We start from the raw sequence: 16,008 nt of genomic DNA on the forward strand, positions 1-16,008 counted from the left end.
TTAAGAGATTAACAATAATATATATAGGGGATACGTGCGTTGAACACGACGGCGGAATCATCGGCATTGCACGCAGAAATTGTCGGCATGCTGTATGCAAACAATCGAAGATCATTGATGGCTGCCATCGTGGTCATGATTGCGCTTTTGCTAGTGCAATGGCACCTCATCGACCATGCTATCCTCGCCGTGTGGTCCAGCATTTTCTTGGTGGCTTATGGCATTCGTGCTTACCTGACCTATCAATACGAAAAAGACCAGCAACGTGAACTGCATAGCCGCCAATGGCTACAGTGGTTTCGCGCCAGCACCTGTTTTTGCGGCCTGGCCTGGGGCTTGGGTGGCATCCTTCTTTTCCCAGAAGCCGACACCGCACATCAGGCGTTTCTGATTTTCGCGCTGGTTGGGGTGTCTGGGGCGGGCATCATTATTTATTCAGTCGACACCTTAAGCACCAACCTGTTTAGCGGTGGCATCGTGTTATTCATGATTCCGCGCTTTTTGATTCATGGCAGCTCAGTCTCCCTGGCGCTCGCCGTGTTGTTTATGGTGTATGTGTTCTATGTGACGGTGGCAGGCCGCAGCCTGGCTAACAGCTTACGTGAAAATATCTCGTTGCGGATTGCCTCCAATCTGGATAACAAAAAGGTACATCAGCTGGCTTATTATGACTTTTTAACCGGCCTGCCAAACCGCCGTTTACTGACAGACCGCTTGAATCAGGCATTTGCCCGCTGTGTGCGCCATCAGAGCTATGGCGCCGTATTGTGCCTGGACCTGAATAATTTCAAAGGCCTGAACGACAGTAAAGGGCACCAGGCGGGAGATGAGTTGTTGCAACAAGTCGCTTTTAGGCTGCAACAATGCTTGCGTAAAAAAGACACCATTGCCCGCATGGGCGGCGATGAGTTTATTGCCGTGCTCGACGAGTTATCTACCGACAAGGCAGAAGCGATTACTGCTGCGCAGACCACTGCCGAAAAAATGATGGCAGTGTTTTCACAGCCTTTCGAGCTGCAAAACAGTAAATACCGTACCGCTCCCAGCATTGGTATTTGCCTGTTTCTGGGCGACTTGTTGAAAGAGGATGAAGTGTTACGGCGCGCCGATATTGCTATGTATCAGGCTAAAAAATCGGATAACCTCAACAGTATCCAAATGTATGACGAGGCCGTGCACCCGGCGGTAGAAATGCGTGCCACCTTGGAAAATGATCTGGCATTTGCCTTGCAGAGCAGGCAGTTCTTGTTGTATTACCAGGTGCAAGTCAATGAGTTACAACAGCCTACAGGCGCGGAAGTATTATTACGCTGGCAACATCCGACGCTGGGCATGATTCCGCCAGACCAGTTTATTCCGATTGCCGAAGAAACCGGTGAAATTGTCTCGATTGGGCAATGGGTGCTGGCGCAAGCTTGCCAGCAACTTAAGCACTGGTCACAGTCTGTGCATACTGCCCAGCTTAAATTGTCGGTCAATGTCAGTGCCATCCAATTCAGCCAGCCGGACTTTGTGCAGATGGTGAAAGAAACCGTGTTGGCGAGTGGTTGCAACGCAAGCTGTTTGCGGCTGGAGTTGACCGAAAGCCTGATTGTGAAAAATATCGATGAAGTGATCGAGAAAATCAATGCTTTAAAAGTGCTGGGCATCACTTTTTCGCTGGATGACTTCGGCATTGGCCAGTCTTCGTTGTCGGTCTTGAAGCGGCTGCCGCTGGACGAATTAAAAATAGATCGTAGCTTTATCAAGGACATCGTCCATAACAACTACGATTCATTTATTGTGCAAACCATCATCAACATGGGCAAAAACCTGAGCCACAGTGTGATTGCTGAAGGGGTGGAGATGCAGCAGCAAATGGTCATGCTGCAAAACATGGGTTGCCACGCCTTTCAAGGTTATTTGTTTAGCCGTCCGCTGCCTTTGCACGAGTTTGAGGCCAATTTGCAAGCGGCGCTGCATGGCGGCACCGTGTCATCTGCTACCAGTCAGCGTAAAGTATTACGTAGCCGACTCAGCTAGACCTTGATCCACTCTTCGCCCTGGCTTAACCAGCGCTGCAGGTGCGCAGCGACGGCAGCAGGGTCGCGTTTCAATAGTTGATCCGCCTGGATCTTGGCTGTCTCCAGTAATTGCATATCGCGTTCCAGATCGGCAATTTTAAGCATGGGTACACCACTCTGGCGCGTGCCCAGCAATTCGCCGGGGCCGCGGATATGTAAATCGGCCTGGGCAATTTGAAAACCATCGTTACTCTCAAAAATCACCTTCAATCGCTGCCGCCCAATTTGCGAACATTGCTGTTTGCTATAGAGCAAAATGCAGGTACTCTTGGCTGCGCCACGGCCGACGCGGCCACGTAGCTGGTGTAACTGGCTCAGGCCCATGCGCTCAGCATGTTCGATCACCATTAAACTCGCATTCGGTACATCGACACCGACTTCAATCACGGTGGTGGCGACCAGCAGGTGAATCTCATTGGCAGAAAAGGCCTGCATCACCGCCTGCTTTTCTGCCGATTTCATGCGGCCGTGCACCAGGCCGACTTTGAGTTCCGGGAATGCCTCTTGCATATAGGCAAAAGTGTCATTGGCGGTTTGCAGTTGCAGCGCTTCCGACTCTTCAATCAGCGGGCATACCCAGTAGGCCTGATGGCCTTGGGCGCAGGCATCATGGACGCGCTGCAAAATTTCATCGCGCCTGTCATCGGCCACCAGTTTGGTCACAATCGGTGTGCGGCCAGGGGGCAGTTCATCAATCACCGACACGTCGAGATCGGCGTAATAGCTCATGGATAAGGTACGCGGAATCGGCGTGGCCGACATCATGAGCTGGTGTGGTTCCAGTAATTGACCACGACCCTGACTGGCCGTGCCCTTTTTGCGCAGTGCCAGGCGTTGGCCGACACCAAAGCGGTGTTGTTCATCGACAATCGCTAACCCTAATTGTTTGAACTGCACCTCATCCTGAAACAGGGCATGGGTGCCGACGGCGAGCATGGCTTCTCCACTGGCAATGCGTGACAGTGATTGCTCACGTTCTTTTTTCGGCTGGCTGCCGGTGAGCCAGGCGATGGTGATGCCTAATGGTTGCAACCAGTCGCTGAGTTTTTTGTAATGTTGTTCGGCCAGAATTTCGGTGGGCGCCATCATGGCCACTTGCCAGCCGTGTTCTATGAGTTGCAAGGCTGCCAAGCAGGCAACAATGGTTTTACCACTGCCGACATCGCCTTGTAACAGGCGTTGCATGGGGTGTGGCTGGCTCAGGTCGTGTTCAATTTCTGCCACCACTTTTTGCTGGGCGGCCGTCAGTGTAAACGGCAGGCTGGCCAGCAGGCGGGCAACCAGTGTGTGTGAGGCAGAGATGGCAGGTGCGCGCGATTGCTTGCGACGCGCATAATGCTGGCGCATGGACAGCTGTTGTGCCAGCAGTTCGTCGTAAGCCAGGCGTTGCCAGGCCGGATGCGAGTGGTCCTCCAGTGTTGCCAGAGATATTTCTGCTTGGGGTTGGTGCAGCAACTGCAGGCTGCTGGCGAAGTCGGGCAATTGCATGGACTGGTATACCCAGCCTGGCAGGGTTTCTTGTAAATACTCTGCTTGTAATACACGGTTGACGGCTTTGCGTATGGTGGACTGGCTTAAGCCGGCGGTAGTTGGGTAGACGGGCGTCAGCGCACTGCTGACCGGGGTATCTTCACCGACTTTACGTTGAGTCGGATGCACCATTTCATAGCCGAAAAATCCCGGCCGCACTTCACCAAACACGCGCAAACGCTGGCCGGTTTGCATGGCGGCTATCTGGCTGGGATAAAAATGCAGAAAGCGCAGGTTGATGATGCCAGTGTCATCCTGCAACCTGACATTGAGCATTTTGCGTGGCTTGTAGGCCACTTCGTTGTGTACTACCACGCCTTCGATTTGCGTTTGCTCACCCAATCGTAAATCGCGGATGGCCGTGATGCGGGTTTCGTCCAGGTAGCGCAGCGGTAAATGCAGCAACAAGGCCTGCACTGAATGAATATGCAGTTTTGCCAGCTGGCTGCACACGGCGGGTGTGAAGCCTTTGATGTCGTTCAAGGGACGCATGCTGGCATCACCGCTGGTTTACTGGATACGTTGTTCCAGCTGGTTGCCTTTGACCCGGTTGATGCGCACGATTTGCTGAATTTTGCGCAGGTTGCGGATCAGGGTCGCCAGGTGCACACGGTTATGCACTTGCACCGTAAAGTTCACATTGGAGTACTGGCTGCCATCACTGGATTCAACACTGACATTATCAATGTTGGCATCTGCATTAGAGATGGTTGCCGCAATTTTGGCCAGCATGCCGCGCTCGTCGACCACCGTAATGCGCAGGTTGACGCTGAACAGTTTTTTCGGGTCGGCATCCCACTCCACATCCAGCCATTTTTCCGGATCCAGCCTGAACTTGCGGATGGCCGGGCAATCGTGGGTATGAATGACCAGGCCTTTGTCTTTATTAATAAAGCCCAGGATAGGGTCACCTGGAATCGGGCGGCAGCAGGGCGCAAACTGTACGGCCATGCCTTCCGAACCGCGGATGGTAATGGTATCCAGCACTTTGCCGGACTTCTCTTCTGCATCTGCCGGATGCGCCAGCAACTGGTGTGCCACCATCAGGCTGTTGCGCTTGCCGAGGCCGATGTCGGTCAAAATGGCCTGGCGGGTTTTGCTGCCATAGTCGTTCATGACTTTTTGCCACTGCTTGTCGGTAATTTCTGCCGGTTCGATATGCATGGCGCGTAAAGCCACATTTAGCATGCGTTCGCCTAGCTGTGCCGACTCCTCCACCTTCACCGTTTTGAGGTAATGGCGGATATGCGAGCGCGCCTTGCCGGTGACCACATAGTTGAGCCAGGCCGGATTGGGTTTCGCCAGCGGCGCGGTGATGATTTCGACATGATCCCCGTTGCGCATCTCGGTACGCAGCGGGGCCAGTTCATTATTGATTTTCACTGCGACACAACTGTTACCGACATCAGAGTGCACGGCGTAGGCAAAGTCGACCGCGGTCGAGCCGCGTGGCAAGGCCATGATGTTGCCTTTAGGCGTGAACACATAGACTTCGTCCGGGAACAGGTCGACTTTAAAGTTCTCCAGGAACTCGTGGCTGTCGTCACTCTCGGTCTGGATTTCAACCAGGCGTTGCAACCACTGGTGGGTTTGCTGTTGCAATTTGGTCAGGTGTGCATCGGTGGTTTTATATAGCCAGTGCGCGGCCACGCCAGCATCGGCAATGTTGTGCATTTCCTGGCTGCGGATTTGTACCTCGATGGGCGTACCGAAGGGGCCGAACAGCGTGGTATGCAGCGATTGGTAACCGTTGGCTTTAGGGATGGCAATATAGTCTTTGAAGCGGCCTGGAATCGGCTTATACAAGGCATGCAATGCGCCAAGCGCCAGATAGCAGGCGGCCGTGTCTTTAACGATGACGCGAAAACCGTAAATGTCGCCAATTTGCGACAATTTCATCGATTTCTCAGCCATTTTCTTATAAATGCTGTAAAGGTGCTTTTCGCGCCCCTGTACATCATATTCAATCTGGTATTGCGTCAGCTGGTTCTCAATAGCGTCCTGGATTTTGCTGATGACTTCTTTGCGGTTGCCGCGCGCCAGGCGAATCGCCTTATCAATCACCCGGTGGCGATTAGGGTACAGGTACTTGAGGCTAAGGTCTTCCAGCTCATGGTAAATCGGGTTCAGACCCAGCCGGTTGGCAATTGGCGCATAAATTTCCAGCGTTTCGCGCGCGATGCGTTTTTGTTTTTCCGGGCGCATCGCCTCCAGCGTTTGCATATTGTGCAAGCGGTCGGCCAGTTTGACCAAAATAACGCGCACATCCTGGCTCATGGCCAGCAGCATTTTGCGGAAATTTTCGGCTTGCGCCTGGGTGGCGGTTTGCAGTTCCACCTTGTCCAGCTTGGTCAGGCCGTCCACCAGGTCAGCCACCTGTTTGCCAAAGCGCTCGGCAATCGCCGCACTGTCGACCTCTGTATCTTCCACTACATCATGCAGCAAAGCCGCCAGCAGCGTGGGCAAGTCGAGATGCAGTTTGGCCAGGATGCAGGCCACAGAAATCGGGTGGGTAATGTAGGGTTCGCCGGTTTTGCGGGTTTGACCGGCATGCGCCTGCTCGGCATAGCGATACGCTTGCCAGACCAGTTGCACTTCTTCTTCATTGAGATACTTGCGGATCAGCTGGGTAAGGGGGGAATCCTCACGGTCAGCAGGGAGCAAGTCCACTTCCTCCAGAGGAGGCCTGGACTTGCGATGGGCAGCGTCGCCTTGGCTTTGCGGCATAACTGTTTATGCTTGGCCCTTTTTCTCTAACAGCTCTACGCCTACTTTACCGGCGGCGATTTCACGCAGTGCAATCACGGTTGGCTTGTCTTTTTGTGAATAACCGCTGACTAATGGGTCTGAGCCATTCGCCAATTGTCTGGCGCGGTAAGCGGCGACCAAAGTCAATTGAAAACGGTTAGAGATGTTGTCCAAGCAATCATCGACAGTAATACGAGCCATAAAAACCTCTTAATATATGAGCCTGCACACAGCGGCAGGCGCGCTGGGTCAGGTAAGTGATTGAATCAATGACGCGTGGCAGGCAACCTGGCGGTTTAACTGCAAGCGCTGGGCGCGAACAATCGCCATCAGATCCTGCAAGGCCACGTCAAAATTATCATTAATTGTAACATAATCAAACTCATGCACGTGACGCATCTCCTCACGTGCTGCGGCCAGGCGTTGCGTAATCACGGCTTCACTGTCCTGGCCACGATTGTTCAGGCGGTGCGCCAGCGCTTCAATCGAGGGCGGCAAAATAAAGATGGAGGTGACTTGCGGGAACAGTTTGCGTATCTGCTGTGCGCCTTGCCAGTCGATTTCAAGAATCACATCACGGCCGGATGCCAGTGCATTTTCCACTTCGCTTTGTGCCGTGCCATAGCGGGCACTGTGTACATGGGCGCTTTCGAGAAAGCCGCCGTTATCCAGAATGCCCAAAAACTCGGCTTCTGAGACAAAATGGTAATGGATGCCGTCTTCTTCGCCCGGGCGCGGGGTACGGGTGGTGTGTGATACCGACAGTTTTAGAATCGGGTCTTGCGCCAGCATGGCACGTACCAAGCTGGTTTTGCCAGCACCAGAGGCAGCGGAAATCACATATAAATGACCATGGCTCATGATGCACACCATTCCGGGTTAGGCAGTGAAGAAAAAACGGATTTCAGGCCTTCGCCCCAACCTTTGCGGATGCAGGCGTAATAAGGATCATCTTCCGTCAGGCGTTGCCGACAATCGGCGCTAAAGGTGTCAGTGCGGTATATCATCAAGTCAATCGGTAAAGCCACAGAAATATTGCTGCGGATGGTGGAGTCAAATGAAATCAGCACGCATTTTACCGCATCTGTGACATTGGTTTGATGTTTGATCACGCGGTCGATGATTGGCTTGCCATATTTGGTCTCGCCGATTTGCAGATAAGGCGTGTCCGAGGTGGCTTCAATAAAATTGCCTGCCGCATAGACATTAAACAGGCGCGGCTGCTCGCCTTTGATTTGCCCGGCTACCAGAATGCTGGCGCTAAAGTCTATGCTATGTTCCTTGAGGGCTTTGCCATCGCGCTGATGCACGGTGCGCATGGCTGCGCCGACGACACTGGCTGCTTCAAACAGCGACTGCACGTTATGCAGGTGGGCGTGTGGTTCAGGCGATTTGAGCTGTTCACGGCACAGGTTGACCACCGATTGGGTAATCGCCAGATTGCCCGCCGTCAGCAGTACAATCATGCGCTCGCCCGGCACTTCAAATAGGTGCATTTTGGGCGCAATCGCTACCTGGTCGACACCAGCGTTGGTGCGCGTATCAGAAGCCAATACCAGGCCTTGTTGCAGCAAAATACCGACACAATAAGTCATAAGAAAAGAAGAAGGTTAATGTTTAAAAGTCATCATAGCATGCACGGGCAAGCTACTGCTGCGCACTTTGTGCCTGCTGCCGTAGCTGTTGTTTATGCTGCTCGCGCTGTTTATCTGTCAGGCCAATGTGCTGGTTGACACTGACCATGCTCGCCATGCCCTCTGTGCCGCCACCGATACGCGAACCCGTGATCGGACTGGCGCTACGATAGTCCAGGCCAGAGGCCAATCTGACATGCGTTTCGTTTACCAATGTGCCGTTAGACACATCCAGCCCTAGCCATTGATCGTGTTGCCACACATCCACCCAGGCATGCGTTTGCATCAGGTTGCCGTTTTCGGTGAACAGATAACCGCTGACATACCGTGCGGGCAGCCCCAGGCTATGGCAACAGCCAATAAAAGCATGCGCATGGTCCTGGCAAACCCCTTTGCCAAGCCTGAAGGCCTCGGCTGCCGAGGTATCGACCTGGGTCGCGCCTGAGATGTATTGCATCTGCGCGCGCAGTGCCTGCATCATGTCTGTGAGTGGGGCATTGGCAAAACGCTGGGCAAACGTCGTCATGGCGGCATCGGCCTGGGTCAATGGCGTATCGCGCAGAAAAATCTCCACTGGCAATGGTTGGTGCGCGTCCATATCCGCCACGCCGGTTTCTACTTCGCCGCATACGGCGATGAGCAATTCATTATGCGGCTGGTCGATGACCAGGGTATGCGCCAGATTGCCAAAGGCATCCTCAAACGCAGCCAGCTGCCCATTGACCTTGATTTGCCAATGGTTGACTTGCTGGCCGTGACCATTGCGTGGTGTCAGGCGCAGTTGCTGAATGGTGTATTGCGCCATATCACTGAAAGCATAGTGGGTCTGGTGTTCAATATTGAGCAGCATGTGTGTGGTGTGCCAAAGTAAAAAAGCGCAGCGCTGTGTTAAACAGTCTGCGCATGAGGGGGTTCATGGCAATCTATTGTCGTTGTCAGGCCGTCGCACTTAAAAAATTGCGTTGTATTTCTTCACCCAGTTTGCGGTTGGCCAGAATAAACTCATCCAAAAAGTGGTGTACGCCATCTTTGACGATATCCAGCATGCGGCCGTAGTGCAGTTTGGCATGCATTTGTCCGGCCAGGCGCTCGGCCTCGGTTTGGCGGCTACCGGCCACCTGGCGCAAAATCGGCATGATTTCAGCGTAACAGGCGTGCAGTGAACGTGGCATGTCTTCACGCAAAATCAGTAGTTCAGACACTTTCATCGGCTCAATCGCATCGCGGTAGACTTTCTGGTAGGCCTGGAAGGCTGATACCGAGCGTAGCACGGCACTCCATTCGTAATAATCTACCGCGCCGTCATTGGCCTCCTGCATGGGGATTAAAAACTCATATTTCACATCGAGCAGGCGTGCGGTATTGTCAGCACGTTCCATAAAGGTGCCCAGGCGCACAAAGCTAAATGCTTCATCGCGCAGCATGGTGCCAAAGCACACGCCGCGGAACAAGTGCGAGCGGCTTTTGACCCATTCACAAAACTCGCTCAAGCCAGTCTGTGTCAGGTCCTGCTTGATATATTGGCCAAATTCCAGCCACAGCGTATTCATGTTTTCCCAGGTTTCTGTGGTCATGGCCACGCGTACGGCACGGGCATTTTCACGTGCGCTACGCAACGAGCTGTAGATGCTCGAAGGATTACTGCTATCCATCACCAGATGTTTAATCACATTGGCGGCATTAAGCTCTTTATAGGTTTTGTCATAAATGTCGCGAATACCTGCAATTTCCAATACCGTATCCCAGAGTTCTTCTTCGTTGCTGCTGTCAGAAGGCAGTAACGACATGTTGTAAGTCACATCCAGCACGCGTGCAACGTTTTCGGTGCGCTCGATATAACGCGCCATCCAATATAAATGATCTGCGGTACGACTTAACATATCACGGCCTCTTGATTCGCTTGTTGTGCAGCCATTTGCGACTGCATGGTTTCTACACTGACATCATCGCGTTCCAGCACCCAGGTATCTTTGGTGCCGCCGCCTTGTGAGGAGTTAACCACCAATGAGCCTTCCTTGAGCGCCACGCGCGAGAGGCCACCGGGCACCACACTGACGGTTTTGCCCGACAGCACAAAGGGGCGCAGGTCGACATGGCGCGGTGCAATGCCCTGGTCGACCAGCGTTGGGCAGGTAGACAGCGCCAGCGTAGGCTGTGCAATGTAATTGGACGGTTTGGAGACAATCCGTAAACGGAATTCTTCGATTTCCTGCTTGCTGGCAGTCGGGCCGACCAGCATGCCGTAGCCGCCGGAGCCTTGTACTTCTTTCACGACCAGCTCGGGCAGATGATCTAGCACGTAGGCCAGATCATCTTCCTTGCTGAGTTGATACGTAGGCACGTTCTGCAGGATGGGAGACTCACCCAGATAGAACTTAATCATCTCCGGCACGTAGACATACGTCGCCTTGTCATCAGCCACGCCGGTGCCTACGGCGTTAGCTAACGTGACGCCACCATTGCGGTAGACGGAGAGCAGACCTGGCACGCCCAACAGGGAGTCGGGCTTGAACACCAGAGGGTCAAGGAAGTCGTCGTCGATGCGGCGGTAAATCACATCCACCCTTTGCGGGCCTTGTGTGGTGCGCATGTAGACGGCGTTATTACGGACAAACAAATCTTGGCCTTCCACCAGCTCGATGCCCATTTGCTGGGCGAGGAAGGCATGTTCAAAGTAGGCGCTGTTATAAGCGCCTGGAGAAAGCAGGACCACTGTCGGGTCAGTGACACCGGTTTGCGCGACCGAGCGCAAATTGTTGAGTAACACGTGTGGGTAATGCTCGACCGGTGCAATCGGGTATTTTTTAAATAAATCCGGGAATAACCGCATCATCATTTTGCGGTCTTCCAGCATGTAAGAGACGCCTGAAGGCGTGCGCAAATTATCTTCCAGCACATAAAACTGCGATTCGCTGGTGCGCACCAGGTCGATACCGGCCACATGCGCATAGACCTGGTTAGGCACATTGACGCCCACCATTTCCGGGCGGTATTGCGAATTGCTTAAAATACTATTGGGGACGATGCCGGCTTTGATGATTTCCTGGTCATGATAAATATCATGCAGAAACATATTGAGTGCGCGCACGCGTTGCACGGCGCCTTTGGCCAGGTGTGCCCACTCACTGGCAGAAATCATGCGTGGAATCACGTCAAACGGAATCAAACGCTCGGCACCGTCTTCTTCACCATAAACGTTAAATGTAATGCCCACGCGGCGAAACAATACTTCAGCTTCGGCACGCTTGGCTGCCAGCTGTTGTGTGGGTACATCGCTTAACCAGCGGTTATACGCCTGGTAAATCGCCCGGACATTGCCCCCATAGCCCTGCATTTCATCGAAAAACTGTTTGGCCGATTGCGTCATGATGCTGGACCTTTGCCTTACTTGTAAAATTCAATTAAATAAGAGCAAGCCGTGTGCCAGCAAAGAATAGTGTTTTAAATCATATTGTTATTGATTATTCGCTGTTGCTAAAAAAGCAAAACGCACCATTTCGGTGCGTTTTGGTGTCACGATTTTGGTGCAGTGTGAGGTGTTTATTCAATGTTCTGGATTTGCTCGCGCATTTGTTCGATCAGCACTTTGAGCTGCATGGAAACTTGCGTGGTTTCAATCGCGACCGATTTTGACCCCAGCGTATTGGCTTCACGGTTCATTTCCTGCATTAAAAAGTCCAGTTTTTTGCCCATGGCCCCACCAGCACTGAGGATGCGGTCCATTTCAGTGATGTGAGATTGCAGGCGCGCCAGCTCTTCGTCTACATCAATACGTTGCGCGTAGAGTACGATTTCCTGGCGCACACGGTCGTCATCGGCTTGCATGGCTTCGCGCAGTTTGGCCGTGAGTTTTTCCTGGTATTGGCTCACCAGCGCTGGCAGCAGGGGTTTCACAATGCTGATTTGCTCACGCACGCCTTGCAGGCGGTCGAGTAATACCTGTTTGAGCTTTTCGCCTTCACGTGCGCGTGCAGCAATCAGTTCATCAATGCCGCGTGACAGGCCGGTTTGTACGCCTTGTGCCATGGCTTCGGCATCCACCGCTTCGGTTTGCAAGACGCCGGGCAGTTTGAACACGTCGACCAGGTTGATTGGTTGCGCCTGCGGAAAATGCTGTTGCAGCTCGCTGAGCGTTTGTGCAATTTGCGCCACCATAGCCGGGTTGAGCGCCAGTGTGGTGGCTGCGTTGTCACTCTTGAGGCTCATGCGGCATTCGATTTTGCCGCGACCGAGCCTTGTCTGTAATTGTTCGCGAATTTGCGCTTCGAACTGGCGCAGGCTGTCTTCAATTTTGACATTGAGTTCAAGGTAGCGATGATTCACTGCCCGCAATTCGATCAGCAGCAGGCCACCAGGAAAGCGGGCTTCACTTGCAGCAAAGCCGGTCATGCTTAAAATGGGCTGTGCGTTTTTGGTTTCTTTTTCTGTGGTTTTGTTGGCAGTCATTATCGCGCTCCGGGCAAACGGGACGATTGTATCAAATGCGCTATCGATATGCGAAAATAGCGCATAGATAAAAGAAACCTGCTTTTATGCGTGCCGGGCACGCGACTGAATGCAAGGTTTCCCTTAAAAAAGCCATGATTGTGACGTTAAAGCGTTAGTGAAGCTCTCTAATAAATTTGATTTTGCCTTGCCGGTAGGCACTGCGCTGCATGACTACACCATTACACGGGTGTTGAGTCTGGGCGGGTTTAGTTTCGTCTATCTGGCGCAAGATCCGCAAAAAAACACCGTTGCCATTAAAGAATATATGCCGGTGACGCTGGCAGAACGTGACGAACATACGCATATCCGCTCCAATGGTAAAAATGAAGCCGCCTACAAACATGGCATGAAGTGCTTTTTTGAGGAAGGCCTGGCGCTGGCCAATATCGAGCACAAGAATATCGTGCGAGTGAAAAACTTCTTCCGTGCCAACAATACCGTTTACATGGTCATGAAGTATGAGCGTGGCAAGTCGCTGCAAGATTACATCATGGCCTTGTCGCAGCCGGTGCCTGAGAGTTTCCTGATCCGCATGTTTGTTGAGTTGCTCAATGGCTTGCGCGAGGTGCATACACGCAAATTACTGCACCTGGATATCAAACCCGCCAATATTTATATCCGTCTCGATGGTTCGCCTATGTTGCTGGACTTCGGATCGGCACGCCAGGCCTTGTCTGAGGTGACATTGGCGCCGACTTACACACCGGGCTTTGCGCCGCCGGAACAATATATAGACCGTAAACACCTGGGCCCGTGGAGTGATATTTACAGCATAGGCGCCAGCATGTATGCCTGTTTGCAACGTGCATCGCCCATTTCGGCCAATGCGCGCCTGAAAGATGATACGCTGGTGCCTGCGACTGAGCTCGGTAAACAGATATACTCTGAGAAATTGCTGGCGATTATTGATGAATGCATGCAGCTGGACTACCTGTTACGGCCGCAAAGCGTGTTCTCATTACAGAAAAAAATGATCGGCATCCGCGTGGTAGAAGACCCTCGCGGTTCGCTGGTGGATAAAATCATCAAGGTATTGAATAAACCGCTATGAAATTCACCATTGCACAAGGTAGCCGCCAGGGGCCGCGGCCTTACAATCAGGATCGGCTGGCATATTCTTATCACAGGCACGCCATTTTTATGGTGTTGGCCGATGGTATGGGCGGCCACCAGCATGGCGATGTGGCCGCCGAAATCGCGGTGAAAACCATGATAGAGGCCTTCCAGCGTGAATCGCAGCCTTTAATTACCCAACCTGCACAATTTCTGCGTGAGCAAATTGCCCGTGCGCATGATGTGATCGAAAATGTGCGTTTGCAAAAACGTTTGCTGGAATCGCCACGCACCACCATTGTTGTCGCGCTGATCCAGCACAACAAACTGTTTTGCGCCCATGTGGGTGACTCCCGCTTATACCTGTATCGGAACGGCCTGGTCGAGCACCAGACCGAGGACCACTCAGTTGTGCAATCGTTATTGCGTGAGGGAAAAATCACGGTAGAGGAGATGGATCATCACCCGCACCGTAATAAAATTTATAATTGCGTGGGTGGAGAGCGTCCGCCCAAAGTAGAACTGGCGGCGCCGATTCCGCTGCGCGAAGGCGATGTCATTATGTTGTGCTCGGATGGCGTATGGAACACCGTGCCTGATATCAGCATGGCGCAGCATATGCTGGCAGCCGATATCAATGATGGCGTGAACCGTTTATTGGATGATGCCGATGCCGCCAGCATTACTGTCGGCGATAATATGAGCGCGATTGCCCTGCAATGGGGGCAACGTGTGACCAGTCCGTTGACGATTTCAACACTGGATTTACCAGTAGACGTCACCACCACCATGATGAACGAAACCACGGCCCCGCCCAGCCAATATGCGCTGGATCTGACCGATGACGAAATTGAAAAGGCGATTGCCGAAATACAGGAAGCGCTGGGCAGGACCCGGCAACATATTAAATAGCAGAAAGTTGTAAACCATGATCAGACCAAGCCAGCGTGCCAATGACCAATTGCGCGCCATCGAAATTATCCGCCATTACACCAAGCACGCCGAAGGCTCAGTGCTGGTGAAGTTTGGCGATACGCACGTGATTTGCACTGCCAGCGTAGAAGAAAAAGTGCCTGGTTTTTTGAAGGGCAAAGGCCAGGGTTGGGTGACGGCTGAATATGGCATGTTGCCACGTTCAACAGGTAGCCGCATGGACCGCGAAGCCGCACGTGGCAAGCAAAGCGGCCGTACACAAGAAATTCAGCGCCTGATTGGCCGTAGCCTGCGCGCGGTGATTGACCTGCAAAAGCTGGGAGAGCGCACCATCCATTTTGACTGTGACGTCATCCAGGCTGATGGCGGCACCCGTACTGCCAGCATCACCGGCGCTTATGTCGCCATGGTGGATGCAGTGGGCACCTTGCTGCAAAAAGGCCTGCTCACCGAAACGCCCATCAAAGACTCGGTGGCAGCAATCTCAGTCGGTGTCTATCAGGGCACGCCAGTGCTGGATCTCGACTATATCGAAGATTCAGACTGCGATACCGACATGAATGTGGTCATGACCGGCAACGGTGGCTTTGTTGAAATTCAGGGCACAGCCGAAGGTGAGCCATTTAGCCGCGATACTATGAACCAGATGCTGGACCTGGCTGCCAAAGGCATTCATGAGCTGGGCCAACTGCAAACCCTGGCATTGGCAAAATAACCATGGCCTTGCCATTTAATAAACTGGTCATTGCCTCTGGCAATAAAGGCAAAATCCGCGAGATTGCGCATGTGCTGGCGCCGCTGAATATCGACATCGTGTCGCAATCAGAATTTAATGTGCCGGAATGCCCCGAGCCCTACGGCACCTTTATTGAAAATGCCTTGGCCAAAGCGCGTCATGCCAGCCAGCACACAGGCTTGCCTGCGTTGGCCGATGATTCCGGCCTGTGTGTCGATGCTTTGCAAGGCGCGCCGGGTGTGATTTCGGCGCGCTATGCTGGGCCGCAACCGGCCAATAGCCTGCTCACGCAAGATGAACGAAACAACGATAAACTGCTCACAGTATTGTCACGTATCAGCGAGCGCCAGGCGTATTTTTACAGTGTGCTGGTGCTGGTGCGTTCGCCACAAGATCCGCAACCGATTATTGCCGATGGCCTGTGGCGTGGAGAAATTTTGCGCGAATTTCGCGGCACAGAAGGCTTCGGCTATGACCCGTTATTTATGGATCTTGAAACCCGTAAAACGGTTGCCGAATTACCATTGGAAGTGAAAAGCCGCATGAGCCATCGCGGTCAGGCTTTGGTAAAATTGCTGCAAGCCTTGGAAAGAGTCAGTGTATGAAAAACGAATGGCCAAAATGGGTACGCGATGACGGTTCGGTGGTCTCTTGCACCGAAAAGGTCAAAGTCATGGCCGAAAATTTTGATGAACTCAAGCAAATCGCGCAGGATGCAATGGAAGACGGTTTGCTGATGGAAGTCAGCGAAGAGCAGATGCGTGCTGCGTTGCATGCGCTCGTCGATACTCTGGTTAATCCTTACAACAAGCTATAGGCTTGC

General features: G+C 52.8%; 15 protein-coding genes. 6 read left to right on the forward strand and 9 right to left on the reverse strand.

Annotated features, from left to right (window positions below):
- The first annotated feature begins 39 nt into the window (after nt 1-39).
- Nucleotides 40-2,022, forward strand: coding sequence for a bifunctional diguanylate cyclase/phosphodiesterase (locus tag INP79_RS00745; RefSeq protein ID WP_228519656.1), 1,983 nt, complete (start codon nt 40-42; stop codon nt 2,020-2,022).
- Here the strand turns inward: INP79_RS00745 and recG are convergent.
- The 9 genes from recG to INP79_RS00790 form a co-directional block, all read right to left on the reverse strand.
- Entirely contained in the window at nt 2,019-4,085 is a 2,067-nt protein-coding gene (recG, locus tag INP79_RS00750) for an ATP-dependent DNA helicase RecG (protein WP_194752544.1), read from the reverse strand. The genes INP79_RS00745 and recG overlap by 4 nt on opposite strands.
- An 18-nt stretch (nt 4,086-4,103) precedes the next feature.
- The gene (locus tag INP79_RS00755; protein ID WP_228519657.1) at nt 4,104-6,320 is read right to left on the reverse strand and encodes a bifunctional (p)ppGpp synthetase/guanosine-3',5'-bis(diphosphate) 3'-pyrophosphohydrolase; all 2,217 of its coding nucleotides are present in this window, start codon (nt 6,318-6,320) and stop codon (nt 4,104-4,106) included.
- 6 nt (nt 6,321-6,326) lie between these two features.
- Complete coding sequence (gene rpoZ / locus INP79_RS00760; protein ID WP_194742240.1) at nt 6,327-6,542, reverse strand: DNA-directed RNA polymerase subunit omega; 216 nt, start codon at nt 6,540-6,542, stop codon at nt 6,327-6,329.
- Between the two features lie 48 nt (nt 6,543-6,590).
- On the reverse strand, nt 6,591-7,202 hold the full coding sequence (gene gmk, locus INP79_RS00765; RefSeq protein WP_194742239.1) for a guanylate kinase: 612 nt from the start codon (nt 7,200-7,202) through the stop codon (nt 6,591-6,593).
- Nucleotides 7,199-7,936, reverse strand: coding sequence for a proteasome-type protease (locus tag INP79_RS00770; RefSeq protein WP_019880816.1), 738 nt, complete (start codon nt 7,934-7,936; stop codon nt 7,199-7,201). Before INP79_RS00770 ends, gmk begins: the two co-directional genes overlap by 4 nt.
- 52 nt (nt 7,937-7,988) lie before the next feature.
- Nucleotides 7,989-8,825, reverse strand: coding sequence for a transglutaminase family protein (locus INP79_RS00775; RefSeq protein ID WP_194752545.1), 837 nt, complete (start codon nt 8,823-8,825; stop codon nt 7,989-7,991).
- Nucleotides 8,826-8,910: 85 nt separating this feature from the next.
- Entirely contained in the window at nt 8,911-9,855 is a 945-nt protein-coding gene (locus INP79_RS00780) for an alpha-E domain-containing protein (protein ID WP_194752546.1), read from the reverse strand.
- Nucleotides 9,849-11,342 (reverse strand): circularly permuted type 2 ATP-grasp protein, encoded by a 1,494-nt coding sequence (locus INP79_RS00785; RefSeq protein WP_194752547.1) that lies wholly within the window; start codon nt 11,340-11,342, stop codon nt 9,849-9,851. The genes INP79_RS00780 and INP79_RS00785 overlap by 7 nt, the downstream gene beginning before the upstream one ends.
- 173 nt (nt 11,343-11,515) lie before the next feature.
- A complete protein-coding gene (locus tag INP79_RS00790; RefSeq protein WP_194752548.1) occupies nt 11,516-12,421 on the reverse strand; it encodes a YicC/YloC family endoribonuclease in 906 nt (301 codons plus the stop codon).
- Nucleotides 12,422-12,578: 157 nt separating this feature from the next.
- On the opposite strand from INP79_RS00790, the gene INP79_RS00795 reads away from it, so the two are divergent.
- The 5 genes from INP79_RS00795 to INP79_RS00815 are packed head-to-tail and all read left to right on the forward strand — an operon-like array spanning nt 12,579 to nt 16,002.
- On the forward strand, nt 12,579-13,514 hold the full coding sequence (locus tag INP79_RS00795) for a serine/threonine-protein kinase (protein ID WP_194752549.1): 936 nt from the start codon (nt 12,579-12,581) through the stop codon (nt 13,512-13,514).
- Nucleotides 13,511-14,428: a PP2C family serine/threonine-protein phosphatase gene (locus INP79_RS00800; RefSeq protein WP_194752550.1), complete on the forward strand. Its 918-nt coding sequence runs from the start codon at nt 13,511-13,513 to the stop codon at nt 14,426-14,428. Before INP79_RS00795 ends, INP79_RS00800 begins: the two co-directional genes overlap by 4 nt.
- A 16-nt stretch (nt 14,429-14,444) precedes the next feature.
- Entirely contained in the window at nt 14,445-15,164 is a 720-nt protein-coding gene (gene rph, locus INP79_RS00805) for a ribonuclease PH (RefSeq protein WP_019880823.1), read from the forward strand.
- Between the two features lie 2 nt (nt 15,165-15,166).
- Nucleotides 15,167-15,790 carry an RdgB/HAM1 family non-canonical purine NTP pyrophosphatase gene (rdgB, locus tag INP79_RS00810; RefSeq protein WP_019880824.1) on the forward strand — a complete coding sequence of 208 codons (624 nt, stop codon included), beginning with the start codon at nt 15,167-15,169 and terminating at the stop codon, nt 15,788-15,790.
- Nucleotides 15,787-16,002 carry a hypothetical protein gene (locus tag INP79_RS00815; protein ID WP_019880825.1) on the forward strand — a complete coding sequence of 72 codons (216 nt, stop codon included), beginning with the start codon at nt 15,787-15,789 and terminating at the stop codon, nt 16,000-16,002. Before rdgB ends, INP79_RS00815 begins: the two co-directional genes overlap by 4 nt.
- The last annotated feature ends 6 nt before the right edge of the window (nt 16,003-16,008 follow it).

Source organism: Methylophilus sp. QUAN (assembly GCF_015354445.1).
Lineage (GTDB): Bacteria > Pseudomonadota > Gammaproteobacteria > Burkholderiales > Methylophilaceae > Methylophilus.